We start from the raw sequence: 20,295 nt of genomic DNA, 5'->3' as shown, positions 1-20,295 counted from the left end.
CGTTATTCCTCGTCCGCGTCCGCGTCTTCGTCTGTCTCGGCCTCGGCCTGGCGCTCCTGGCCGAGGTCGGTCAGTTCGACGCTCCCGCCTGCGGCTTCGACTTTCTCGCGAGCGCCCTCGGAGAAGTCGTCGGCGATGAGCGTGAGTTCGTGGCGAACCTGGCCGGCACCGAGTACCTTCACGTAATCGGCGTCGTCGGCGTCTTCGACCACATCACGGACATCGACGCGGAAGCCACCGTCTTCGACTTCGGCGACGTCGTCGGCGGCCAGCAGCGTCACGTTCTCGTCGATCTCGCGAACGTCGATAGTGGCGGCCTCTTCCTGCACCTTCTGCGGGCGCTTGAAGCCGCTCTTGCCGAGCGGTTCGTGGTTGTGGAACTCGTGCTTGTCACGGCCTGCGGCACCGCGACCACCGCGGTGGCCGGCACCACGTCGGTTCTTGTGCGAGCCGCCGCCGTGCGTGCGCGAGCCGCGCTGTCGTTTCTTTTTGCTCGTCATTATCGCATCGCCTCCAGGAGTTCGTCGATTCCCTCGGTGTCGTGTTTCCCGAGCTGCCCGCCCTCCTTGACGGGGTGTTTGACGCCGTCGTGGCCGCCACGGGGCGGGTGCAGACGGAGCGTCGGGGACAGTCCCTGCTCGCGTAGCGTCGTCTCCTCGGAGAGGAGCGCGAACGCGAGCCCGGAGATGTCGTCGTAGTCCGTGTTCTCGGCGACCCACTCGTCGTCCACGTCGGCGTCGCCCTCGAGCGGCTCGGCGCGCGTCGCCAGGACTGTCTCCAGCGTCTCCTGGCTCGGCTCACCGAAGGCGACGAAGTCGTTGACCTTCGTCACCATGCCGCGGTAGGCGTCCGTCTCGGGGACGAGCGTGCAGTGGTTCACGTGGTGGATGTTGAGCATCTCCAGCGTGTCCTGGATGTCGGTGTGCATGTTGACTTCGCCACGGAGCTGGACGAGCGCGTGCATCACTCGATCACCTCTCGTTTCTCGAAGGTCCGTTCGGGGACGCGCGCCTCGGCCGTGTTCTGCAGGGCGTTGAACGTCGCCTTCGCGAAGTTGACCGTGGTGCGCGTGTTCCCGCTACTGCGTGTCCAGATGTCTTCGATACCGGCGAGTTCGAGCACCTTGCGGACGGTCTCTCCGCCCGCGAGGCCCAGCCCGCGCGGGGCCGGCTGCAGCTCGACTTCGACGCTCCCGGCCTTGCCCTCGGTGCGCAGCGCGACCGTGTGCGGACGGCCACAGCCACACTCCCAGGACCCGCAGCCGCGGGAGACGTCGATGATGTTCAGCTTTGCGATGTCGATGGCTTTCTGGATGGCACCGCCGACCTGGTCGTCACGCCCCTCGGCGTAGCCGATGAGGCCGTCGCGGTTGCCAACGGCGACCACGCAGCGGAACTTAACGCGGCGGCCGGAGTCTGTCATCCGCTGGACCATGTTGATGTCCAGCACTTCGTCTTCCAGGTCGGGAACGAGCTGGTCGACGACTTCCGATTCTTTCAGCGGGAGCCCGGAGTTCAGCGCCTCCTGCATGGAGTCGATTTCGCCCTCGACGACCTGCTTGCCGAGGCGTGTCCGTGGCTCCCATCCGTTGTTAGCACTCATAGTTCGATGTCACCGTCCAGTAGGGTCTCTCGGAGCTCGTCGAAGTGCTCCGGGAGGTCTGCAGCGTCGAAGTCACCGCTGTACAGCGGCTCCTCGAGCTGCTCGTCGTACTCGGCGATGTGGGCACCGCGCGTGCGCTGCCAGTCGGCGAGTACGTCGTCGTTGTGCGGAATGTCCAGGCCGGCGTCGATTGCGCCTTCCTGTATTGCGAATACTTTGCTTCCGGGGGTCGGGCTGTTGAGTCCGATGTCGAGCACTGCCTCCTCGATGCCCGCTTCCTGCGCGCGAAGCCCGGCGAGCAGACCGGTGAGGTAGGCCGAGGGCATGTTGCCCGTCGGGGCCTCCCAGCCGTACTCGGCGAGGTCGCTCGAGTGAGCGGACGCGAGAGTGTCGTCGCCGTTGGGGCCAAGCGTCACCAGCTGCGCCCTGACGTGTTTATTGCTCTTTCGAGCAACGAGACGTGGCTTACCGGATTTCAACAGGCGCAACCGCTGATGGTAATCGGTTCTGGCCTCGCGGCGTCGCCGCATCGGTACTTTGTATCGTGGTCCTGTCGCCATTATGCGTCACCGTGGTTTGCGTCGATGTAACGTTCGAGATCGGCAACGCTATCGAACTCGCCACCGCCGGCCTTGTCGTACAGGTCGCGGTACTGCGAACTCGAAAGCGTTCCCTCGTCACGCAGTTCGCGCAGCTTCGTCCGCTGTGCGCGGATGCGTGACTCCCAGTCCTCCTTGGAGTTCTGCCGTGCGCCTGCCTTGCCCTTCCGGGAACCGGCTCCCTTCTGGTGGCCGTACGCACGCTTCTTCTGGCGCTCCCGGGCGCGTCCGCGGGAGTTGCCTTTCTTGTCTTTCGCCTGAATGGCGCCCTCATCGACCAGTTCGCGAACGTCCTCGCGGGTAATCGCATCGGCGATGTCGCCCTGTCGCTCGGGGTCGAACCAGACGCGGTTCTTCCCGACGTCGAGGACGTCCGACGCGAGTCGCTTCTGTGCGGAGAGGTCTGTCATCACTCACTCACCTCGACTTCGACGTAGGTGGGGTTGAGCACGCGGATGCCCGCGTCCTCGGCTTCCTCTTCGATTCGCTCGCGCTTGCGAGCGCCGACCTTCGAGGCAATACGGACGGCTTCCGTGTCCCCGTCGACGCCTTCGAGGTCGTCCACGTTGTGCACGCGGACCTCCTCGAAGCCCGAGGGGTGCTTGCCGCGAACCGCGGTCGGCGAGCGGAAGCCCGCCTCGACCGTGTCGCCCTTGCCCTTGATGCCGCGGCGCTGCTTCGAGAGCTGGCCGCGGGGCTTGCGCCACGAGGTCGAGACGCGCTTTTTCTTGTGGTGGTCCTGGCGGTTGAACTGCGGCTTGCCGACCCGGTGTCGCTGGGTCAGGAGCCGCGCGTCCTCGTCGGAGAGGTCCGGCGTCTTGTCGGTGAGCCCGCGGGCCTGGAGTTCCGTCTCCACGTCCTCGTCGGGCGCTTCCTCGCCGCCTTCCTCTTCGACTTCGGCTTCGGTCTCGGACTCGACTTCGAGTCCGCCGACGTCGGCCTTGATTCGGGCCGCCAGCGCGTTCCCGATACCGCTGACATCGGCGAGCGCGGACTGGTCGGCACCGCGAACGTCTTCGACCGATTCGAAGCCGGCCTCGCGGAGCGACTCCGCCTTGGACGGGCCGACGCCGCTGATGTCAGTCAGTTCGGTGTACTCTTCCTCTGCTTCGACGTCTTCTTCGTTATCCGCCATCAGGCGTCACCTCGGTTCGGTTTGCGGGTGATGTACACCCCGTCCTGGAACACGCGCACGTCCTTGTCGTTGATGCGCGTGAGCTGCTCGATGTCCGCGGCGGTCTGGCCGACGGCTTCGATGTCGGGACCGCTGATGGTCAGCTCCTCACCGTCGATTTCGACGTCCGTGTCGCCGTGGATCGTCGTGCGGCGGGGGGCCTTCTCGCCCAGGAAGTTCTCGATGACGACTTCGTCACCCTCGACGTCGACCTGCATCGGGAAGTGAGAGTAAAAGACCTCCATACCGTACTCCCAGCCCTCGGTCACGCCGTGGAACATGTTCTCGATGTGGCTCTGGAAGGTACCGATCGTCGACATCGTCTTGGCGTTGTCCTCATCGGATTCGATGACGACCGTGTCGCCGTCGACGGACACGTCGATGTCAGGGTACCAGAGCCGACGCGTGACGCTGCCGTTGTCCCCCTCGACGGTGATGTCAAGGTGGTCCTGCTCGGCGTCCACGTCCTCCGGAATCTCCAGTTCTACTCGTGGCATTGTTAGTATACGTACGCGATGACTTGGCCACCGACGCCCTGCTCACGAGCCTCGTAGTGGCTCATGATGCCGTGGCTGGTCGTAACGACGAGGGTCCCGTAGTCACGGGCCGGGAGGAACCGCTTCTCCCATTTCTCGAACTCGTCTGCGCCCGCAGAGTAGCGGGGCTTGACCGGGCCACACTCGTTGATGGCTCCTTTCAGTTCGACTTCGAACTCGCCGGCTTTGCCGTCGTCGACGAAACTGAATCCGTCGATGTACCCGCGGTCGTAGAAGACCTCGAGGACGCTGCCGATCTCGTTCGAAGCGGGCGATACTGTCTGCTCTAGGTGCCCGACGCTTTCGGCGTTGTTAAGCGCCGACAGTGCGTTGGCAAATGGGTCGTTCCCTGTCATTGTTAGCTGTACTTCCTGAAGCCCATGCCTCGCGAAATCTCGCGGAAGCACTGGCGGCACAGCCAGATGTCGTACTTGCCGACGAGTCCCTGTTCGCGACCGCAGCGCTGACAGGACTCGAGCTGGCCAGTTCGCTCACTGGATGCCGTCTCGGAATCGGGCTCGTCTGTGGTTTCACTTTCGCTCATTCGCTCACCTCCACGTCGTAGGTCGACTCGATGAAGGCGACGGCGTCCGCCGGGTTGAGTCGATGCTTCGTCGGAATCGAGCGTGACGCCTTGTCGCGCTTTGCGACGCGGTAGCCGGGGCGGACGAGGTTGACCGTCACGTCCAGCCCGTAGATTCCGATGCTCGGGTCGTACTCCTGGCTCGGGAACTCGGTGTGTTCCTCGACGCCGAAGCTGAAGTTGCCGGTGTCGTCGAACTGGCTCGTCGCCAGTTCGGCCAGCGGCAGCGCCGTCTGGAGGAACTCTTCAGCCATCTCATCGCGGAGGGTGACCTTCGCACCGATGGGATCGCCCTCGCGGATGTCGAACTCGCCGACAGTCCGCTTGGCCTTCGTTCGTACCGGCGTCTGCCCGGTGATTTCCCCGAGGATGTCCTCTGCGTTGGCGAGGTCACGGCCACCGTGGCCGATACCCATGTGAACGACGACCTTCTCGATACGCGGTTCGCGCATCTCGTGGAAGTCGCCGCCGGACTCACTCTCGGAGCTCATTCGTCATCACCTGTGAAGTTCTCGTCGATGACGACGACGTACTCTTCGACCGTCTCGAAGCCTTCGTCGCCATCCTGCGAGACTATCACGTTGTTCTGTGCCGAACCCGGCGTCACCTGAATCTCCTCGATTTCGCCGACTTCGCCCGCGTGGGCGCCGTCGACGGCGGTGACGAGCGCGCCCTCTTCGTACTCGAAGTGGGCGACGATTTCACCGTCCTCGTTGCCGACGACGATGGAGTCGCCAGCGTCGTAGGTCTGGGCGTCCTCGACGACGAGCGTCTCACCGTCGTGGAGGCCCAGCTGAACGTCGCCACCGGAGACGTGGGTCTTGGTGACGATTTTACCGAGCTTGGACTCGGCCGCGTCCGGGTCGATTGCGGTCAGCGCCAGCCGACCACCCTCGCCGGGGAACACGCGGTAGTACTCCTCGCGCTCGGTGAAGGCCAGGATGTCGAACATCCCGACGGGGCGTTCCTCGTCGGAGATGGCCTTCCCGTTGATGAGGACGTTGTCCTCGTTGAGGGCGTAGCGGGCTTCTTTGCGGTTGTCGGCGTAGCCGAGCACGTCCCGAAGAACGATGAGTAGGGGAACCCCGTCCTCACCGTGCGGGCCGGCGCCGGCTTTCACCGTAAACGTCGCGGTCTTGCGCTCTACGGGCCAACTGTTGGGCACCGAGAGTCGCTTCTGGTGGTTACTCATGCGGAATCATCCTCCGATTCGAGACGCGCCTCGCGCTTCTCGTCTTCGAGGTCCAGGTCCGTCACGCGGACGTTCGAGGTGTCAAGCGGTCGCGGGACTTCCTCGCCGTCCGTCTTCTCGAGCGTGACGTCTTCGACGTGGATGACGGCCTTGTCGAGGTCCACCTTGAGGACTTCGCCTTCCTCGCCGGCGAAGTCGCCGCGGAGCACCTCAACGGTGTCACCAGCGTTGACGCGGACGTTCCGCTGGCCGTACTCCTCGCGGAGGTCGGCCGAAAGCGTCGCCCGGACCTGCTTGTGCCGCTCGTGAAGCGGGGCACGTCGTTGACTCTTGCGTTGTTTGTCTGGTTGCTTGCTCATGGTTCTATACGATCATCGTCGCTGCTGATGCCACACTGCCGAATCGCTGTGCGACTTCCCGTGCGATGGGACCTTTCAGCTCGGTCCCGCGCGGGTCCTCGTTCTCGTCGACGATGACAGCCGCGTTGTCTTCGAACTTGACGCGGGTGCCGTCGGGTCGACGGATCGGCTTTCGCTGGCGGACGACGACGGCTTCGAGCACCTGACGACGCATTTCGGGCGTCCCCTTGGTGACCGAGACCGTGATCTTGTCGCCCAGCCCAGCTTTGGGGTGGCGGTTCTTCGTTCCCGAGTAGCCGTGGACGGAAATGACCTTGAGTTCGCGCGCTCCCGTGTTGTCCGCACACGTGATGAGCGAGCCCTTCTCGAGGCCTTGCGTGACGTCAGCACCGAGTGCTTCCATCAGGCATCACCGTCCTGTTCGTCGTTCGCGGCCTCGTCCGAGCCCGCGCTAACGACGACGTGGCTTTTCGTTTTCGAGAGCGGTCGACACTCTGCTATCGTGACCGTGTCACCGACCGCGAGATCGAGACAATCGGGTGCGTGAGCCGGAACGCGGCTCCGCCGCTTCATAAAGCGGTCGTATTTCGGCACCTTCACGTCGTACTCGCGCTCGACGACAACGGTCTTCTCCATGTCAGTGGAGGCTACCTCGCCGTTCAGTGTCTGTCCGCGCACGGAGAGCTCTCCGTGGAACGGGCAGTTCTGATCGGCACAGGTCTCCTCCGGTTCCTGTACGTTCAGTCCTAGCGCCATAGTGAATCTCCTGTGTTCTCTGTGCGACGAGCGGGACGCGCGACGAGTCGGCCCCCGTCGACCCGGACTCGCTGTCCGTCGACGGCGAACGAAAAGGTCGCGCTGTCCTTCGGCACGTGCCACACCCGGTCGGCCCCCTCGACCGTCAGCATCTGTGTCGTCTCCATGACGACAGTTCCGCTGATACCGACAGCGTCCGGATTGGACGCTGCGACGACCTCGCAGTCGAGGCCGACGAGTTCGTGTCGTGGGAGCGTCTCGGGTGTCAGTGGCATTATTCGTTCTCCTGCAGGTCGCCTTCTTCGCCCTGAATCGTCTTGATGCGGGCGATGGCCTTCCGCAGCTCCTTGATGCGACCGGGGTTTTCCGGCGCACCACCCGCGGCCTGCACGGCCCGGGCGTTCAGCAGTTCGGTCTTCAGGTCGTCGAGTTCCGCCTCGCGCTCGGCGGGCGTCATGTCCCGAATCTCCTGGACGTGGAGGACGGTCATTCGTCGTCAGCCTCCTCGTCCATTTCGTCCATCAGCTCTTCGGCTTCCGCCTCGACGTCCTCGTCGAGTTCCTCGTCGACAGCGTCTTCGAGTTCGTCGACGTCGACGTCCTCGACATCGTCGTCAGTCGGGACCTCGACGTCTTCCTCGACGATTTCCTCGTCGACGAACTCCTCGTCAGCCTCGGACTCGTCGTCGGCCCCGGTGGCCACGTCTTCGTCGAGTTCCTCGGCCGTCTCGCTGTCTTCAGGCTCGCCTTCGAGGAGTTCCTCGACGGACTCGCCGTCGGTGTCGGCCACGTAGTCCTCGACGTCGACATCCTCGTAGATCTCGAAGTCGTCGGGGAGCTCCGCGTCCGGCGGGATGATCTTGACTCGGACCCCGATGGTACCGAGCTTCATCACGGCGACGCCGACACCGCTGTCGACGATCTCCTCTGCGGGTTCGCCGTTGTGCTTGACGTAGCCGCGGTTGAACTTCTCCACGCGCGAGCGTGCACCCGTGACCTTCCCGGAGAGGACGATCTCTGCACCGAGTGCGCCCGACTCCATGATGCGGTCGATGGTGGTGTGGCCCGCTTTGCGGAAGTACCAGCCACGCTCGAGTGCGTTGGCCAGTCGGTCCGCGACGATGCGGGCGTTGAGGTCCGGCTCGTCGACTTCCTGCACGTCGACTTGCGGGTCGTCGAGGTTGAATCGGTCCTCGAGTTCCGTCGTGATCTTCCGGATGTTCTTCCCGCCCTTGCCGATGACCATCCCTGGCTTCTCGGCTTTGAGCACGATCTGGGTTCCCATCGGCGTCTTGGCGACGTCCATGCCGCCGTAGCCAGCGCGACCGAGTTCTTCTGCGAAGAACTCGTCTATCTGGGTCCGCTGAAGTCCGTCCTCGATGAACTGTTGTTCGTCGGCCATTAGTCTTCGACCTCCGGCTCTTCGAGGATGAGTTCGACGTCGACCTGCGGGCTGTTCCACGCCGAGGCACGCCCCATCGCGCGGGGCTTGCGACCCTGCTGCTCGCCGACCTTGTGGGCGGCGACGTGCGTGATCGTCATGGCCTCACCGTCGAAGCCCTGGTGGTCGGCGTTGCCGACCGCGTTCTCGAGCAGGTCGAGGAAGGCCTTGCTGGCCTTCTCCGGGTATCGTCCGGCGTCCCAGCCGTCGACCTTGCTTTTGTGGCCGACGCCCGAGTTGTGCTGTTTGAACGGAACGGGCTGGTCGCCCTCGATAACCGCCTCGAGGTAGTCGACAGCCTCGCCGGCCGTTTTGCCCTTGATTTCGCGGGCGATGGCCTTGCTGTGCTTGAAGCTCATCTGCCGCTCCCGGAGCATCGCTTTGGCCGTCGTGTCCGGGTCGGCTTCGACTGAGTAACTGATTCCCATGATTATTTGAGCGGTACGAACTTCGAGGAGCGTGTCGCTCCGATACCGGCCTGACCGTGTTCGACACTACTCCGGGTGAGCTGGAACTCACCGAGGTAGTGGCCGAGCATCTCGGGCTCGACTTTGACACGCTCGAAGTTCTGGCCGTCGTGGACGGCGAAGGTCAGCCCGACCATCTCCGGCAGCACCGGCATGTCGCGCAGGTGCGTCCGGATCGGGTCGTTGGCTGTCTCCTCTTCGCCGGCCTCGCGGGCCTTTTCGAGGAGCTTGTGTTTCTCCTCGGTCAGGCCGCGTACGATACTTCGCCGCTGTCGAGCGGGGAGCAGTTCCGCGACTTCCTCGAGCTCCATCTCCTGCAGCTCGTCGAGCGTGTGGCCGCGGAAGGAGAACTCTCCTTCGTGGCCGATTTGATATTCTGAGCTCATTCGTTGCCACCTCGACCAGTTCGCTTCGAGGCGATGTCCCCGACCTTACGTCCTGGCGGGGCGTTCCGCGAGATGGACTTGGGCTTGCCGGGGTGCTGGCGGCCGCCGCCACCGAACGGGTGGTCGACGGCGTTCATCGCCACACCGCGGACGTTGGGCCACTTCGTCCCTCGCGCTTTCATCTTGTGATGCTTGTTGCCAGCCTTCACGAACGGCTTGTCAGTTCGGCCGCCACCGGCGACGACGCCGATGGTAGCACGACACTGCGGGTCAAGCCGCTTCATCTCCCCGGAGGGGAGCTTGACGACCGCGACGTTGCGGTCGTGGGTGAGCAGCTGGGCGTTGACACCCGACGCGCGGGCGAACTTCCCACCGTCACCGGGGCTGGATTCGACGTTGCACACCGGGACCCCCTCTGGGATCTCGGCCAGCGGGAGCGTGTTCCCGGGTGCGATCTCGGCGCTGACGCCGACCTGTAGCTCGTCGCCTACCCCGACGCCTTCCGGCGCGAGAATAAGTCGTCGGTCGCCGTCTTCGAACTCGACGGCAGCGACCGGAGCCGAGCGGGCAGGGTCGTGCTCAATGTCGACGACCGTGCCGGCGATGACGTCGCCGTCCTCGACCTTGCGGTGCTCCAGATCAGCCTTGTAACGGTGCGACGGAGCACGGAACGTGGAGGTCCCGCGGCCGCGCCGTTGTCCTTGGATTCGTCGTCCCATCGTTAGAACACCCCAATTCTGGAGGCGACTTCCTGGGCGTCGTCGTCCTCAGAGAGGCGAACGACGGCCTTCTTCTCGCCGTCCATCGTGTTCTGCGTGTTGACCTGTTCGACTGTCACGTCGTACTGCTCCTCGACGGCGTCGGCGACTTCGCCCTTGGAGGCGCGGTCGTCGACGGCGAACTGGAGCTTGTTCTGGAAGTCCATGTCGTTCATGGCCTTCTCGGTGACGTGTGGGTGTTTGATGACATCCCAGCTCATCGCTCGGCCACCTCCGCGAGTGCGGATTCCGTGAAGACGGTGAGTCGACCGGGCGCGCCGCCGGGCGCGAGGTCTTCCGTGTTGACCTCGCTTGCGGTCGCCACGTCGGCGCCCGCGAGGTTGCGGGCGGCCGTCGACGGCTCGTCGCTGGTCACGAAGAGGATCGAGGCGGGACGACGGTACTTCCGTCCACGGGCCGAACCCTGTCCAGCCTTGATCTTCGTCTCGTCGGCGCGGTCGATGTCCGCGTGGACGTCGAGCGCCTCCAGCAGCGAGACGACTTCCTGCGTCTTGACGAGGTCCTCGAAGTCGTCGGAGACGACGACGGGCACTTCGTCACGGTCGAACTCGTGGCCGCGGTCGGCGACGAGGTCGGCGTCGGCCGTCGCGGCCAGCGCCGAGCGAACGGCCAGCTGCCGTTCCTTGTCGTTGAGGTCGAGCGAGCGGTCCTTCTCGGCTTTCGGCGGGTGGGCGCTTCGCCCCTTGACCGCCTGCGGGACGCGGCGGGCACGGCCGTCCTGCTTCGGGACGTGTGCCTGGCCGCGGCCGCTACCGAAGGACTCGGCCGGCGTTCGGAGGCCGGCGTACTCGTCGGACCCGTAGTCCTGCTTTCGGTTGGCCTGTGCGGCACGTACAGCTTTGCCGATGAGGTCGGACCGAACCGGCGTCTCGAAGACGTCCGGCAGGTCGACCTCGCCGTCTGTGTTGCCGTCCAGGTCGTAGATTGTTGCCTGCATAGGTTATCCCTGGTTCGATTCGTTGGAGACGTAGCGCACCTCGGGGTCGAGGCGCGGCTGGTCGTTCGGACGCACCGCGGGCCGGAAGCGCACCAGGCGCTTGTCCGGACCGGGTACGGAGCCCTTCACGAGCGTGTACGGCCCATCGACTTCGCCGTAGTTGACGAAGCCGCCATCGACGGTCGGTTCGTCGCCGTCGCCGATGTCGATGAGGCGCTTGTTGAGCTCGGTGCGCTGGTGGTAGCCGGTCTGCCCCTGCTGGGGGACCGTCGAGCGCACACGGGACGGGTTCCACGGACCGAGGTTGCCGATCCGTCGGCGCCATCCCTGGCGGGCGTGCTTGCCTTTCCGCTTCTGGACGCCCCATCGCTTGACGGGACCCTGCGTCCCTTTGCCTTTCGTGACACCGGCCACGTCGGCGTACTCGCCGGCGCGGAAGATGTCGTTCATGGCGTGTTCGCCACCGTCCTCGACGAGGTCGAGGGCGTGGTCGAGGCGGTCCGAAACGGACCCACCGCCGACGCGAGTCTCCATCACGTCGGGCTTTTTCTTCGGGACGCTCGGGACGGCGTCGGGGACGGTGTGCGTAATGAGTCGCACGTCCCCGAGGTCACCGGCCTCGAGTGCCTCTCGTACCTGTTCCTCAGCAGCGTCCGGATCGTGGTCCTCCGGAACGTCCAGGGTCCGGTCGAGTTCCGAGTGGAACTCGTCGGTCCAGACTTCCGTCAGCGGACGCTGACCGTACGGCGTGTCTTCGTACGCTCGCAGGGCGACGGCGCGCATCGGCGGCGTCTCGATGACTGTCACCGGGACAGTCTCCTCCATCCCCTCGCGGGGGGAGTTGGGTTCGTCGTTGACGAGCACGACGTGTGTCATGCCTGCCTTGTAGCCGGCGAACCCTTGGACGCCCGGCTGCCCGTCGTCAGACGGCCAGCTGTTGAAGCGAGGCGTCTCGCTCGTCGAGCGCTTGCGCGGGCCGAAGCCCAGCGAGCCTTTGCGTGGTCTGCTTGGTTGTGGCATTCGTTTACTCCGTGAGGGTTAGACAGGTGAGGGAGGCGAACAGAGCTTCTTCCGTTCGCACGACCTCACTGCCCTGGTTCGGAACCGTATTCAGCCAGAGGTCGAACCCTTCTGGTTCGTCGCTCGTCTGGTCTCCCCCGACGGCGTCCGGGGCAACGTCGAGTATCGACGGTAACCCGCGCTCGGGTGCCCCGAAGGCGACGGTCATGCCGCCCTCGGCGTCGCGCCGCTCGGCCAACTGGCCGAGACGGGTCGACGTTACCGGCTCGCCGTATCGCGAGGACGCGATAGTGAGCCCGGCATCGTCGCGCGAGAGTGCCGCATCGAGGTCCGCGGCGACAACGTCGAATCCCGTTGTGGGGGCGTCGACGAGTTTCGCCCGGACCGGCCGTCGCGAAGAGACCCTGACGGTCACGCGCTCCCCCTGTGCCACGTCCATATCCGCTGGGACGGGAAGGGAGATCGGGTGTTGCATGCCGCAATTGACCCGGACGCGCCCATCAGCTCCGACCTCGGTCACGATTCCCTGTCTTAACGACCCCGAACCCTCAGATCCGGAGCCGGTCTGTGAACGCACGCGGAGCGGCGGCAAGACGCCGACGTACTCCAGTTCGTCCCGCTTACCCCACATCTCCTTTCGGAGGTGCGGGGGCGTCGCGGCGTACCGCAGCACGGTTTCGACGAACCCGTCTTCCCACTTACCCGCCCCGTCAGGGTCGGGGTACACTGTCAGCCGGTCAACCCGGTAGACCGCGGCCGCGCGGGCCACGTAACCGAGCTTGCGAGTTGCCTCGCGTCTGTCTTCGGCTTCCCGTGCGAGGGAAGACGGCACGAGTACGCTGGTCGTCATGCCGTGACGCTTCCACGTCACGCCACTAGACTGTGCCGATATCTCCCCTTTCCGGGGTTAAAAAGGCCCCGTTTCGCGTTTGCGGTGCGTCGCGTTCACATGGTCCGTCATGCCGGTTCGGGACCGATGCAACCGTTCACTGGATTGCCGCTTCCGAAAGGCCATGCCCCGTGAAGTCATCACACGATACGGCTCTCAGACGGGGCGGCGATTGCCCTCACTTCCCATGGTTTTCCCCGGAAAACGGAAGGCTTTTTACTCTCACCCCCGCCAGATTTGATTGCAACGAGGCGTTGCGCGCTGGTACCGAGCGGCCGACGGCCGTGAGGGTCAGTGCAGAACGAAGCGAGCGCTGGTAGTGTAGTTGGTATCACGTGACCTTGCCATGGTCACAACCTGGGTTCAAATCCCAGCCAGCGCATTTCTCTTCATCCAAACTCCTGAGCGGTGCGTTTTATCGCGCCGCGTACTGGATGCTGTAATCGCACTGGATTTGAGCCCTGCCAGTCGCAGCGCCCACAACGAGCGTAGCGAGTGAGGACACGGGTCTGTTTTTCCGTCCAGTTCCCTCAGTGAATGTCTGTCAGCAACCACCGTTTCGTGGGCCTCACCATTTGTGCGTCCGAGTTCTCACTGTGTAGAGTTATCATCTATCCGCAACAAAACCCGGCAGTTAACAGTCTGCAAGCCAGTTAGAGGGTACGATGGATTCTGCTGGGGATATCAGTGTACTCGTCGTTGATGACAGTGATTTCTTTGTCGAGATAGCGTCGGAAAAGCTCAGTGACGCACACGGCTTCACCACCAAAACGGCAAGTACAGGACAGGAAGCGCTTGCGTCGTTACGAGAGCAGCGTGTCGACTGTGTCGTCAGCGACTACAAGATGCCAGGCATGGACGGGCTGGAGCTGTGTACCGAGGTGAGTGAGGAGTTTGACATACCGTTTATTCTACTAACCGGGCAAGGCGGGGAGGACGTAGCCAGTGACGCAATCGGGACCGGTGTCGATGATTACCTTCAGAAGAAGAAAATCATAGACGGAGAACGACTCCAGTTGCTCGCCACGCGGATACGCAACGTTGTCGGGCAACACCGTGCACAACAGAAGTACGAGAAACTGGTCGACAATACACCGGACGAAATCGTGGAGGTCTCCACCGACGGACGAATCCGTGCAGCGAACAAGTCGATGGCGCGGGCACACGATACCACGCGCCCGGAACTCATCGACTCGCAGTTGTCGGACGCACTCCCGGCCGAAATAGCGTCCGACCGCCTCGAATACGGTCAACGCGCCATTACCGCCGGGAGCGCGGTGACGTTTCAGGATTCCATTGGGGTACGTCACTTTCACAACATTGTCACGCCGCTCAGCGAGACTGGGGACACAAACACTGTCCAGTTCATCTCCAGAGAAATTACACAGCAGAAACACGACGAGCAGAAACTCAAAAAGACAAAGCGAGAGCTCGAACAGTCCAACGAGAAACTGGACAAGTTCGCGAGCGTCGTCTCGCATGACCTCCGGAACCCGTTGATGGTTACGAGGGCCAGAGTGGATTTCGTCCGAGATGATGCGCCCACGGAGCACGTCGAGACGATGGAGAGGAACCTCGACCGGATGGAAACGATGATAGACGAATTGCTGACACTCGCTCGTGTGGGCGAGAGCATCACCGACTTGTCTCGGGTCGCACTCGCTGCCGTCGCTGAAGACGCGTGGGAACACACCCAGACAGACGGCGGGACGCTCGAACTGAACCTTACAAGAGATGTCGCGGTTGAGACAGACCGTGACCGCCTGCTACAGGTTTTCGAGAATCTCTTTCGGAACGCGTTCGACCACAACGACACGCCGCTGACTATTCGAGTGGGGACACTCGACGATGCGGACGAAACTGAGCTTTCGGGCTTCTATATCGAAGATGACGGCCGCGGCATCCCCCCAGAGGACCGGACGACTGTTCTTGAACACGGGTACACGACGAGCAACGACGGGTCCGGATTCGGACTCTCTATTGTCACGGACATCGTCACCGCCCACGGCTGGGAAATCACCATCAGTGAGGGCCGCGACGGCGGGGCACGCTTCGACATTTCTCTCTGATTCTGTAATGCCCTACGTGGCGGATTCGTCCCACAGGTGCCACTCGTTGTTATGCTATCGAAATCGACAGTGTCAGTGCCTGACGAGTAGCGGCGAATTCACACAGCGTACTTCTCTGTCCCGAATTGGAAGGAACCTGTCGCATGGGGTCGCGTAGCCCTTCGTACACACCCGTCAGTCGTCGTTCCGGTTCGACGACCTATTACGTGCCGTCGCGGGAGAGCTGTCCACCAGAGGGTGTATCGTGCCAGCCGAGACCCTGTTATTTCGGTCAGCTGTTCTGAGGAGGTCGGGTGCCGTTTTGAGTATGGAGTACCATTATTTGTTGTCCCATCGTCAGTCCGGTTGTATGACAGACGAGACGGTCCACGAGTCACAGGAAACGCGGAGCCGAAGAGGAATTGCGTCGTACTTCCGACGGCTGGCGAACAGGCTCAGCCGCGGTGAGCCGGCCCCGGCAGATGAGGAACAGACTGTGACGGTCACGCCGCCGGCCGAATCCGAGTTCGAGGTTGAGGTCGAGCAGGAAGACGGCACTGTCACACTTGAAATCGATATGCAGTGGGACGAAGACGAGGGGGAGGTAGCGACTGACGTGGCTGCGAGCAAGGCGACCTTCGAGGTGTACGAGGACAATGCCGAGCAGTACCGCTGGCGGCTCGTCCACGACAACGGAAACATCATCGCCGACAGCGGGGAAGGCTACGCCTCCAAGCAGAAGGCCGAACAGGGGCTCGAAAGCGTCAAATCCAACGCACCCGGCGCGTACGTCGTCGACGAGTCCAAAGACGACGACGGTGTTGTCGAAGAGGGGGGCAGCAAAGCGACGTTCGAACTCTTCAAAGACAGCGAGGGCAAGGCGCGCTGGCGGCTCCGCCACGACAACGGGGAGATAATCGCGGACTGCGGGCAGGGCTATGCCTCCAAGCAGAAGGCGAAGCAGGGACTCCAGAGCGTGAAGACGAACGCTCGCGGGGCTCCGGTCGAGGAAGGCGAGTAAGCGCTTCGAACGGGAGTTTCTTCGGTCCAGTCCCCAGGCGAGTACCACAGCGGTTAGGTCGCGGGCACGCGTCGGAACCGGTATGACCTGCATAGGGTTTCTCTCGGTCGCACCGGTCATCGAAGGGAGCATGTCTTCCTACGTCGCCGACGCCGTCGCGGCGCTGGAAGCGTTCGACGTCGAATACGAGACGACGCCGATGGGGACCATCATCGAAGCGGAGGACAGCGAGGAGCTGTTCGCGGCCACCCACGCGGCTCACGAGGCCGTCGGCGAGCAGAGCGACCGCGTGAGCACGTTCCTGAAGATCGACGACAAGCGGACCGTCGACCAGCAGGCGCGGGACAAGGTCAACGCCGTTGAGGAGCATCTGGGTCGGGCAGCCAGAAGCGACGCGGCCGAAGGCGGAGATTAAAGGGAAGGGTGCCAAAGACGGCGTATGGACAGTCTCAATCGGATGGCCACGGAACTCGTTGACGAGGCCATCGACTTCGCCGACGAACTCACGATAGACGTACACGCGCTGGAGGGCGACGCCGCGGTGCTGGACTTCGGCGTCGAGGTCCCCGGCGCTGTCGAAGCCGGAATGTTGCTCGCGGAAATCCAGACGGCCGGGCTGGCGACGGTCCAGTCCACGATGGCCACCGTCGACGGCGCGCCGCTGAACCACGTCGAACTGTCGACGGACCACCCGGCGCTGGCCCTGCTGTGCTCGCAGAAGGGCGGCTGGGAACTGACTGTCGACGACTTTCAGGCACTCGGGAGCGGTCCCGCACGCGCGCTCGTCGCTGAGGAGGAGGCCTTCCAGCGCATCGGCTACCGCGAGGACGCCGACTTCGCCGTGCTGGCCCTGGAAACCGACGAACTGCCGGACGAGGACGTTGCGAGCCAGGTCGCCGAGCGCACCGGCGTCCCCGAGACGGGCGTGTTCCTGCCGTCGTTCGCAACCGCGAGTGTCACCGGGAGCGTCGTCGCCGCGGCCCGGGCCGCCGAACTGGCCGTCTTCCGGCTGGCCGAACTCGGCTTCGACCCGGTGTCGGTGCTGTCGGCCAGCGGCCGCGCGCCGGTCGCGCCGGTCGCCGGCGACGAAGCGACCGCGATGGCCCGGACCACGGACGCGCTCGCCTACGGCAGCGAGGTCCACCTCACTGTCGACGAATCCTTCGACCGCTTCGACGAGGTCCCGTCCGTCGCAGCCGAAGAGTACGGCAAGCCACTGGAGGGCGTCTTCGAGGGCGTGGACTGGGACTTCGCGGAGCTCCCCGTCGAACTGTTCGGCCCCGCGGCGGTCACCATCGACGTGGTCGGCGGCGACACGCACGTCGTCGGTGGGACGAGCGAGGGCGTCTTGGCCGAGAGCTTCGGCCTGTAATCGGGTATGCGTTACAAGGTCGCGCCACCGGCCCGCTCGCACTCGTTTCTGGAGAGCGCCAGAGACGCGATTCCGCTCGTCCCCGACAGCGAGGCCGACTGCTGTCGCGCGATTCAGACGGCGACTGACGTGTCCGACCGCGAAACGGCCCAAAAATATCTGGTTTTCCTACAGGCGCTGGGACTGGTCGCCGAGAGCGACCGGGGCTACTACCGGACGCGGACCGACCACGACCAGGCGGCCCTCGCAACAGCGTTCGAGAAATCAGTCTTCGGCGTCGACGTGCTCGTTGAGGCTCTCAATTCGGAGCCGGTAGATACTGATGATGCGTTCGATGCCCTTCGGGCTGAGATTCCCCGCTGGGAGCGAGAGCGTCACGCTGACTGGGAAGCCGTCTGGCAGGAGCGCACGGCGAATCTGCTGGAGTGGGCCGTACTGTTCGGACTCGCCGAGAAAACGACTGACGGCTACAGACAGCCGACTGAAGACGGGAAAGACCAGTGAGACAGCGGACCGCTACTCCGCCGGGTCGATGTCGGTGACGGTCCCGACGCCCTTCGAACTCCCCTCGCGGAAGACGAACTTCTGGCCTTCCTCGACGAGGTAGGAACGGAACTTGAACCGAACCCGGGCCTTGCCCGCGTCGCCCGGGAGCAACTGCCCGCCCTCTGGATAGAAGGCCGCGGCCTCGCTGACCGTTTCGAGGTGGACGACGGGTTCGTAGCCGTCGCCGATGCGGGTCGGATGGTTCAGCACCATCACCTCGGCCTCGAATTCCCGGACGGGCGAGGGGTCGGCGTCGGCCGGGAGCAGGACCATCCCGCGCTCGATGTCCTGCTCGCGGACGCCTTTCAGTGCGATACCAACGATGCGACCGGCCTTTGCCTCGTCGACCCGGTGGTAGTGCATCTCGATGGACCGGACCTCGACCTCGCGGAAGCTCCCGTCTTGCATCGGGCCGAGTAGCAGTTCGTCGCCAGCTTCGACCTCGCCGGATTTGATGGTGCCCGAGGCGACCGCGCCGACTCCCTGGACGTTGTACGTCCGGTCGACGTACATGCGGAAGTCGCCCACCTCCCCGGCGGTCTTTGGCAGGGCCTCGAACATCTCGTCTAAGTCGTCCAGCCCCTCCTTCGTGACGGCGCTTGTGGTGACGACGGGGACGACGGTCTCGGAGATTTCGTCGATGGCCGTGTCGACGCCGTGGCGCTCGACCCGAAGTGGCGTCTTGTCGACCTCCCGCAGTGCCTGTTCGACATCCCGTTCGACTTCTGCGACCCGTTCCTCGTCCACCAGATCGGTCTTGGTGATGGCGACAATCGTCGGGAGGTCCGTCGCTAGTAGAATCCCGAGGTGTTCCCGCGTCGTCTCGGTCACCCCGTCGTCGGCCGCGACGGTCAGGAGGCCGTAGTCGAGTTTCTGCCCGACGAGGCCGCGGATCGTCGTCCGGAGCCACGGCTCGTGGCCCACAGTGTCGACGAAGGAAACGAGCCGGTCTGATGCTTCGACGACCCGCGCTCGATCGTCCTTCCGGTGCGGATTGTCCATGCGGATCGGCTCACCGTCCTCATCGAAGCCGTAGACGCCGTAGGAGAGGTCCGCCGAGAGACCTCGGTCGACTTCGTGTGGTTGCACGTCGAGGAAGCCGCGTGTCCCGCCTTCCCCGTCGTCTGCGTCACCAGTGACCAGCGACCCCACGAGCGTGGATTTGCCGTGGTCGACGTGGCCGGCGGTTCCGACGACGATGTGGTCGTCGTCCGCGAGGACCGATCCCTCCGAGACGGTCGCGACACCGACGATGCCATCGGAGGCTGTCGACCCGTTCTCCGAGACGCCGTCGACGCCCCACGTTTTCACCTCTTCAATGTGTGCACCGGCTTCCTCTGCCAGCAGGCTGAGTACGTCCATCGACTCGGAGAACTCCGCCGGTGAGATGCCGGCCAGACCGCCGTCGTCGGTGACGCCGACGACGTACGTCGCCTCCCCATCCCCGGAGAGAACGCGGTGGCGGAGTTGCGCTGCAAGGGATTCGAGTCTGCCCTCTGACAGGTGGAGATCTTCGGTGAGCCGTTCTTTGAACTCGACGCTGCCGCCCTCCCGTTCACCGCGGTCAAGCGCGCGCCGGAGGACAGCCCGGTCGGGGCTCATACCCACCCGTTACTGTGGGGTAGATATAAGCCTTCCCCGGATTTACGGCTCCAGAGAACTCCTGAGAGCGGTGGCTGAGTGTATCTCTCACAGTATCAGTCGGACGGATATTTATACGCGAAGGCGCTGCCAGACCGGGTCGTGGACTGAGTCGCCACACGGAGTTTGCGGTTGTGTGACGCCGCTCCGTGTGCTGGGTTGCGCCGATGGCGTCACCTGTTTGCCCATCTGGTTAGCGACTGGTCTAAAAGTGAATCACACGACTGTCACTCCCGGTACGGCGCGACCGCTTCGAGAAAGCCGTCGCCGTAGGTCCCGTCGGTAACCCGGTCGGCGCGTTCGAGCGCTGTCTCGTCGGCATTGGCGACGGCCACGGCCTCTCCAGCCAGGTCGAACATCTGGGCGTCGTTCACTGAGTCGCCGACGGCGAGGAACGTCTCCGGAGCGAGGTCCAGTTCAGCACACACCGCTTCGAGGCCCGTCCCCTTGTCGACGACCGGGTCTGTAACGTGGTACGCGAAGCCGGTGTCGAGGACGACGAGCCCGCGTGCCGCGGCCAGGTCCTCCAGCGGTTCGAGCGGCTGGTCGAGCGACACGACGAGTTCCGTCTCGCGCCATCGGTTTGCCAAGTCGACCTGTCCGAATCCCAGGTCATGGCCCAGGTCGCGATAGGCCTCGCCGACCGCGAGCGCCGCCTCGTGGTCGCCTTCGAGCCTGAGCTCGTCGGTAGCTTCGACGAACACCACGCCGCCGTTCTCGGCGACGACCGTCCGTTCGATGCCGAGAAACTCACAGAGCGCAATTGGAAACGGCATCGCTTTTCCGGTCGCGATGACAACGCGTGCGGGCCACTCGCGAAGGACCGGCATGACGCGGGGGTCAATCGCTCGGCTTTCGTCAGTCAACGTTCCGTCGATGTCGACGATGAGCGGCGGCGTGTCGTTGTCCATACGTCCGGGTTCGGAGCGCTGCATATGGGAATTGCGG

The 20,295-nt window shown here is 64.0% G+C and carries 31 protein-coding genes and 1 tRNA gene; 6 read left to right on the top strand and 26 right to left on the bottom strand.

The genetic code is table 11. From position 1 onward, the window contains the following. Positions 1-2: 2 nt before the first annotated feature. Genes Har1131_RS07120 through Har1131_RS07005 form a run of 24 tightly spaced genes read right to left on the bottom strand, consistent with a single transcriptional unit; the run spans position 3 to position 12,680 of the window. Positions 3-500, bottom strand: a complete 498-nt coding sequence (locus Har1131_RS07120; RefSeq protein WP_008312927.1) for an uL15m family ribosomal protein — start codon at positions 498-500, stop codon at positions 3-5. Continuing rightward, entirely contained in the window at positions 500-964 is a 465-nt protein-coding gene (rpmD, locus tag Har1131_RS07115) for a 50S ribosomal protein L30 (protein WP_050036837.1), read from the bottom strand. The genes Har1131_RS07120 and rpmD overlap by 1 nt, the downstream gene beginning before the upstream one ends. Beyond that, positions 964-1,602 (bottom strand): 30S ribosomal protein S5, encoded by a 639-nt coding sequence (locus Har1131_RS07110; protein ID WP_004957374.1) that lies wholly within the window; start codon positions 1,600-1,602, stop codon positions 964-966. The genes rpmD and Har1131_RS07110 overlap by 1 nt, the downstream gene beginning before the upstream one ends. Continuing rightward, a complete protein-coding gene (locus Har1131_RS07105; RefSeq protein ID WP_023843357.1) occupies positions 1,599-2,162 on the bottom strand; it encodes a 50S ribosomal protein L18 in 564 nt (187 codons plus the stop codon). The genes Har1131_RS07110 and Har1131_RS07105 overlap by 4 nt, the downstream gene beginning before the upstream one ends. Beyond that, positions 2,162-2,611: a 50S ribosomal protein L19e gene (locus Har1131_RS07100; RefSeq protein ID WP_014040870.1), complete on the bottom strand. Its 450-nt coding sequence runs from the start codon at positions 2,609-2,611 to the stop codon at positions 2,162-2,164. The genes Har1131_RS07105 and Har1131_RS07100 overlap by 1 nt, the downstream gene beginning before the upstream one ends. Beyond that, complete coding sequence (locus tag Har1131_RS07095; RefSeq protein ID WP_008312922.1) at positions 2,611-3,336, bottom strand: 50S ribosomal protein L32e; 726 nt, start codon at positions 3,334-3,336, stop codon at positions 2,611-2,613. The genes Har1131_RS07100 and Har1131_RS07095 overlap by 1 nt, the downstream gene beginning before the upstream one ends. Next, positions 3,336-3,872 carry a 50S ribosomal protein L6 gene (locus Har1131_RS07090; RefSeq protein WP_004591564.1) on the bottom strand — a complete coding sequence of 179 codons (537 nt, stop codon included), beginning with the start codon at positions 3,870-3,872 and terminating at the stop codon, positions 3,336-3,338. Before Har1131_RS07090 ends, Har1131_RS07095 begins: the two co-directional genes overlap by 1 nt. A 2-nt stretch (positions 3,873-3,874) precedes the next feature. Continuing rightward, positions 3,875-4,267: a 30S ribosomal protein S8 gene (locus Har1131_RS07085; protein ID WP_004516956.1), complete on the bottom strand. Its 393-nt coding sequence runs from the start codon at positions 4,265-4,267 to the stop codon at positions 3,875-3,877. Positions 4,268-4,269: 2 nt separating this feature from the next. Beyond that, a complete protein-coding gene (locus tag Har1131_RS07080; RefSeq protein WP_004591563.1) occupies positions 4,270-4,455 on the bottom strand; it encodes a 30S ribosomal protein S14 in 186 nt (61 codons plus the stop codon). Further along, positions 4,452-4,985: a 50S ribosomal protein L5 gene (locus Har1131_RS07075; RefSeq protein ID WP_004591562.1), complete on the bottom strand. Its 534-nt coding sequence runs from the start codon at positions 4,983-4,985 to the stop codon at positions 4,452-4,454. Before Har1131_RS07075 ends, Har1131_RS07080 begins: the two co-directional genes overlap by 4 nt. Further along, entirely contained in the window at positions 4,982-5,686 is a 705-nt protein-coding gene (locus tag Har1131_RS07070) for a 30S ribosomal protein S4e (RefSeq protein ID WP_023843358.1), read from the bottom strand. The genes Har1131_RS07075 and Har1131_RS07070 overlap by 4 nt, the downstream gene beginning before the upstream one ends. Then, positions 5,683-6,045, bottom strand: coding sequence for a 50S ribosomal protein L24 (gene rplX / locus Har1131_RS07065; RefSeq protein ID WP_050036840.1), 363 nt, complete (start codon positions 6,043-6,045; stop codon positions 5,683-5,685). The genes Har1131_RS07070 and rplX overlap by 4 nt, the downstream gene beginning before the upstream one ends. Positions 6,046-6,049: 4 nt before the next feature. Further along, positions 6,050-6,448, bottom strand: coding sequence for a 50S ribosomal protein L14 (locus tag Har1131_RS07060; RefSeq protein WP_004516961.1), 399 nt, complete (start codon positions 6,446-6,448; stop codon positions 6,050-6,052). Beyond that, positions 6,448-6,801 (bottom strand): 30S ribosomal protein S17, encoded by a 354-nt coding sequence (locus tag Har1131_RS07055; protein WP_008312918.1) that lies wholly within the window; start codon positions 6,799-6,801, stop codon positions 6,448-6,450. The genes Har1131_RS07060 and Har1131_RS07055 overlap by 1 nt, the downstream gene beginning before the upstream one ends. Further along, on the bottom strand, positions 6,792-7,076 hold the full coding sequence (locus tag Har1131_RS07050) for a ribonuclease P protein component 1 (RefSeq protein ID WP_050007739.1): 285 nt from the start codon (positions 7,074-7,076) through the stop codon (positions 6,792-6,794). The genes Har1131_RS07055 and Har1131_RS07050 overlap by 10 nt, the downstream gene beginning before the upstream one ends. Then, complete coding sequence (gene rpmC / locus Har1131_RS07045; RefSeq protein WP_004516964.1) at positions 7,076-7,291, bottom strand: 50S ribosomal protein L29; 216 nt, start codon at positions 7,289-7,291, stop codon at positions 7,076-7,078. The genes Har1131_RS07050 and rpmC overlap by 1 nt, the downstream gene beginning before the upstream one ends. Further along, complete coding sequence (locus tag Har1131_RS07040; protein ID WP_064287665.1) at positions 7,288-8,202, bottom strand: 30S ribosomal protein S3; 915 nt, start codon at positions 8,200-8,202, stop codon at positions 7,288-7,290. Before Har1131_RS07040 ends, rpmC begins: the two co-directional genes overlap by 4 nt. Next, a complete protein-coding gene (locus Har1131_RS07035; RefSeq protein WP_014040875.1) occupies positions 8,202-8,669 on the bottom strand; it encodes a 50S ribosomal protein L22 in 468 nt (155 codons plus the stop codon). The genes Har1131_RS07040 and Har1131_RS07035 overlap by 1 nt, the downstream gene beginning before the upstream one ends. Before the next feature lie 2 nt (positions 8,670-8,671). Further along, entirely contained in the window at positions 8,672-9,094 is a 423-nt protein-coding gene (locus Har1131_RS07030) for a 30S ribosomal protein S19 (protein ID WP_121303385.1), read from the bottom strand. Beyond that, positions 9,091-9,813 carry a 50S ribosomal protein L2 gene (locus tag Har1131_RS07025; RefSeq protein ID WP_004957415.1) on the bottom strand — a complete coding sequence of 241 codons (723 nt, stop codon included), beginning with the start codon at positions 9,811-9,813 and terminating at the stop codon, positions 9,091-9,093. The genes Har1131_RS07030 and Har1131_RS07025 overlap by 4 nt, the downstream gene beginning before the upstream one ends. Before the next feature lie 2 nt (positions 9,814-9,815). Further along, positions 9,816-10,073: a 50S ribosomal protein L23 gene (locus tag Har1131_RS07020; RefSeq protein WP_004591553.1), complete on the bottom strand. Its 258-nt coding sequence runs from the start codon at positions 10,071-10,073 to the stop codon at positions 9,816-9,818. Next, the gene (gene rpl4p, locus Har1131_RS07015) at positions 10,070-10,810 is read right to left on the bottom strand and encodes a 50S ribosomal protein L4 (RefSeq protein ID WP_121303386.1); all 741 of its coding nucleotides are present in this window, start codon (positions 10,808-10,810) and stop codon (positions 10,070-10,072) included. The genes Har1131_RS07020 and rpl4p overlap by 4 nt, the downstream gene beginning before the upstream one ends. A 3-nt stretch (positions 10,811-10,813) precedes the next feature. Continuing rightward, positions 10,814-11,830: a 50S ribosomal protein L3 gene (gene rpl3p, locus Har1131_RS07010; RefSeq protein ID WP_129755373.1), complete on the bottom strand. Its 1,017-nt coding sequence runs from the start codon at positions 11,828-11,830 to the stop codon at positions 10,814-10,816. 4 nt (positions 11,831-11,834) lie between these two features. Further along, positions 11,835-12,680: a putative RNA uridine N3 methyltransferase gene (locus Har1131_RS07005; protein WP_121511699.1), complete on the bottom strand. Its 846-nt coding sequence runs from the start codon at positions 12,678-12,680 to the stop codon at positions 11,835-11,837. A gap of 349 nt (positions 12,681-13,029) precedes the next feature. Between Har1131_RS07005 and Har1131_RS07000 the strand changes: the two genes are divergently transcribed. From Har1131_RS07000 to Har1131_RS06975, 6 genes are all read left to right on the top strand, one after another. Then, positions 13,030-13,101, top strand: a tRNA-Gly gene (locus Har1131_RS07000). A gap of 283 nt (positions 13,102-13,384) precedes the next feature. Beyond that, positions 13,385-14,788 carry a hybrid sensor histidine kinase/response regulator gene (locus tag Har1131_RS06995; protein WP_064287668.1) on the top strand — a complete coding sequence of 468 codons (1,404 nt, stop codon included), beginning with the start codon at positions 13,385-13,387 and terminating at the stop codon, positions 14,786-14,788. A gap of 349 nt (positions 14,789-15,137) precedes the next feature. After that, the gene (locus Har1131_RS06990) at positions 15,138-15,788 is read left to right on the top strand and encodes an HVO_2922 family protein (RefSeq protein WP_050007733.1); all 651 of its coding nucleotides are present in this window, start codon (positions 15,138-15,140) and stop codon (positions 15,786-15,788) included. An 82-nt stretch (positions 15,789-15,870) separates the two neighbouring features. Continuing rightward, a complete protein-coding gene (locus tag Har1131_RS06985; RefSeq protein ID WP_064287669.1) occupies positions 15,871-16,203 on the top strand; it encodes an MTH1187 family thiamine-binding protein in 333 nt (110 codons plus the stop codon). Between the two features lie 24 nt (positions 16,204-16,227). Continuing rightward, entirely contained in the window at positions 16,228-17,160 is a 933-nt protein-coding gene (gene mch / locus Har1131_RS06980) for a methenyltetrahydromethanopterin cyclohydrolase (protein WP_050036844.1), read from the top strand. 6 nt (positions 17,161-17,166) lie between these two features. Beyond that, positions 17,167-17,664 carry a hypothetical protein gene (locus Har1131_RS06975; protein ID WP_014040880.1) on the top strand — a complete coding sequence of 166 codons (498 nt, stop codon included), beginning with the start codon at positions 17,167-17,169 and terminating at the stop codon, positions 17,662-17,664. Between the two features lie 12 nt (positions 17,665-17,676). On the opposite strand, the gene Har1131_RS06970 is transcribed toward Har1131_RS06975, so the two are convergent. Both Har1131_RS06970 and Har1131_RS06965 read right to left on the bottom strand, forming a co-directional pair. Next, positions 17,677-19,308, bottom strand: a complete 1,632-nt coding sequence (locus Har1131_RS06970; RefSeq protein WP_064287671.1) for a GTPBP1 family GTP-binding protein — start codon at positions 19,306-19,308, stop codon at positions 17,677-17,679. Positions 19,309-19,574: 266 nt separating this feature from the next. Beyond that, positions 19,575-20,258, bottom strand: coding sequence for a phosphoglycolate phosphatase (locus Har1131_RS06965; protein ID WP_014040882.1), 684 nt, complete (start codon positions 20,256-20,258; stop codon positions 19,575-19,577). Positions 20,259-20,295 lie beyond the last annotated feature (37 nt).

The sequence above is a fragment of the Haloarcula sp. CBA1131 genome (assembly GCF_008728975.1).
Classification (GTDB): domain Archaea; phylum Halobacteriota; class Halobacteria; order Halobacteriales; family Haloarculaceae; genus Haloarcula; species Haloarcula hispanica.
This window is presented reverse-complemented; position numbering and strand designations above follow the sequence as displayed.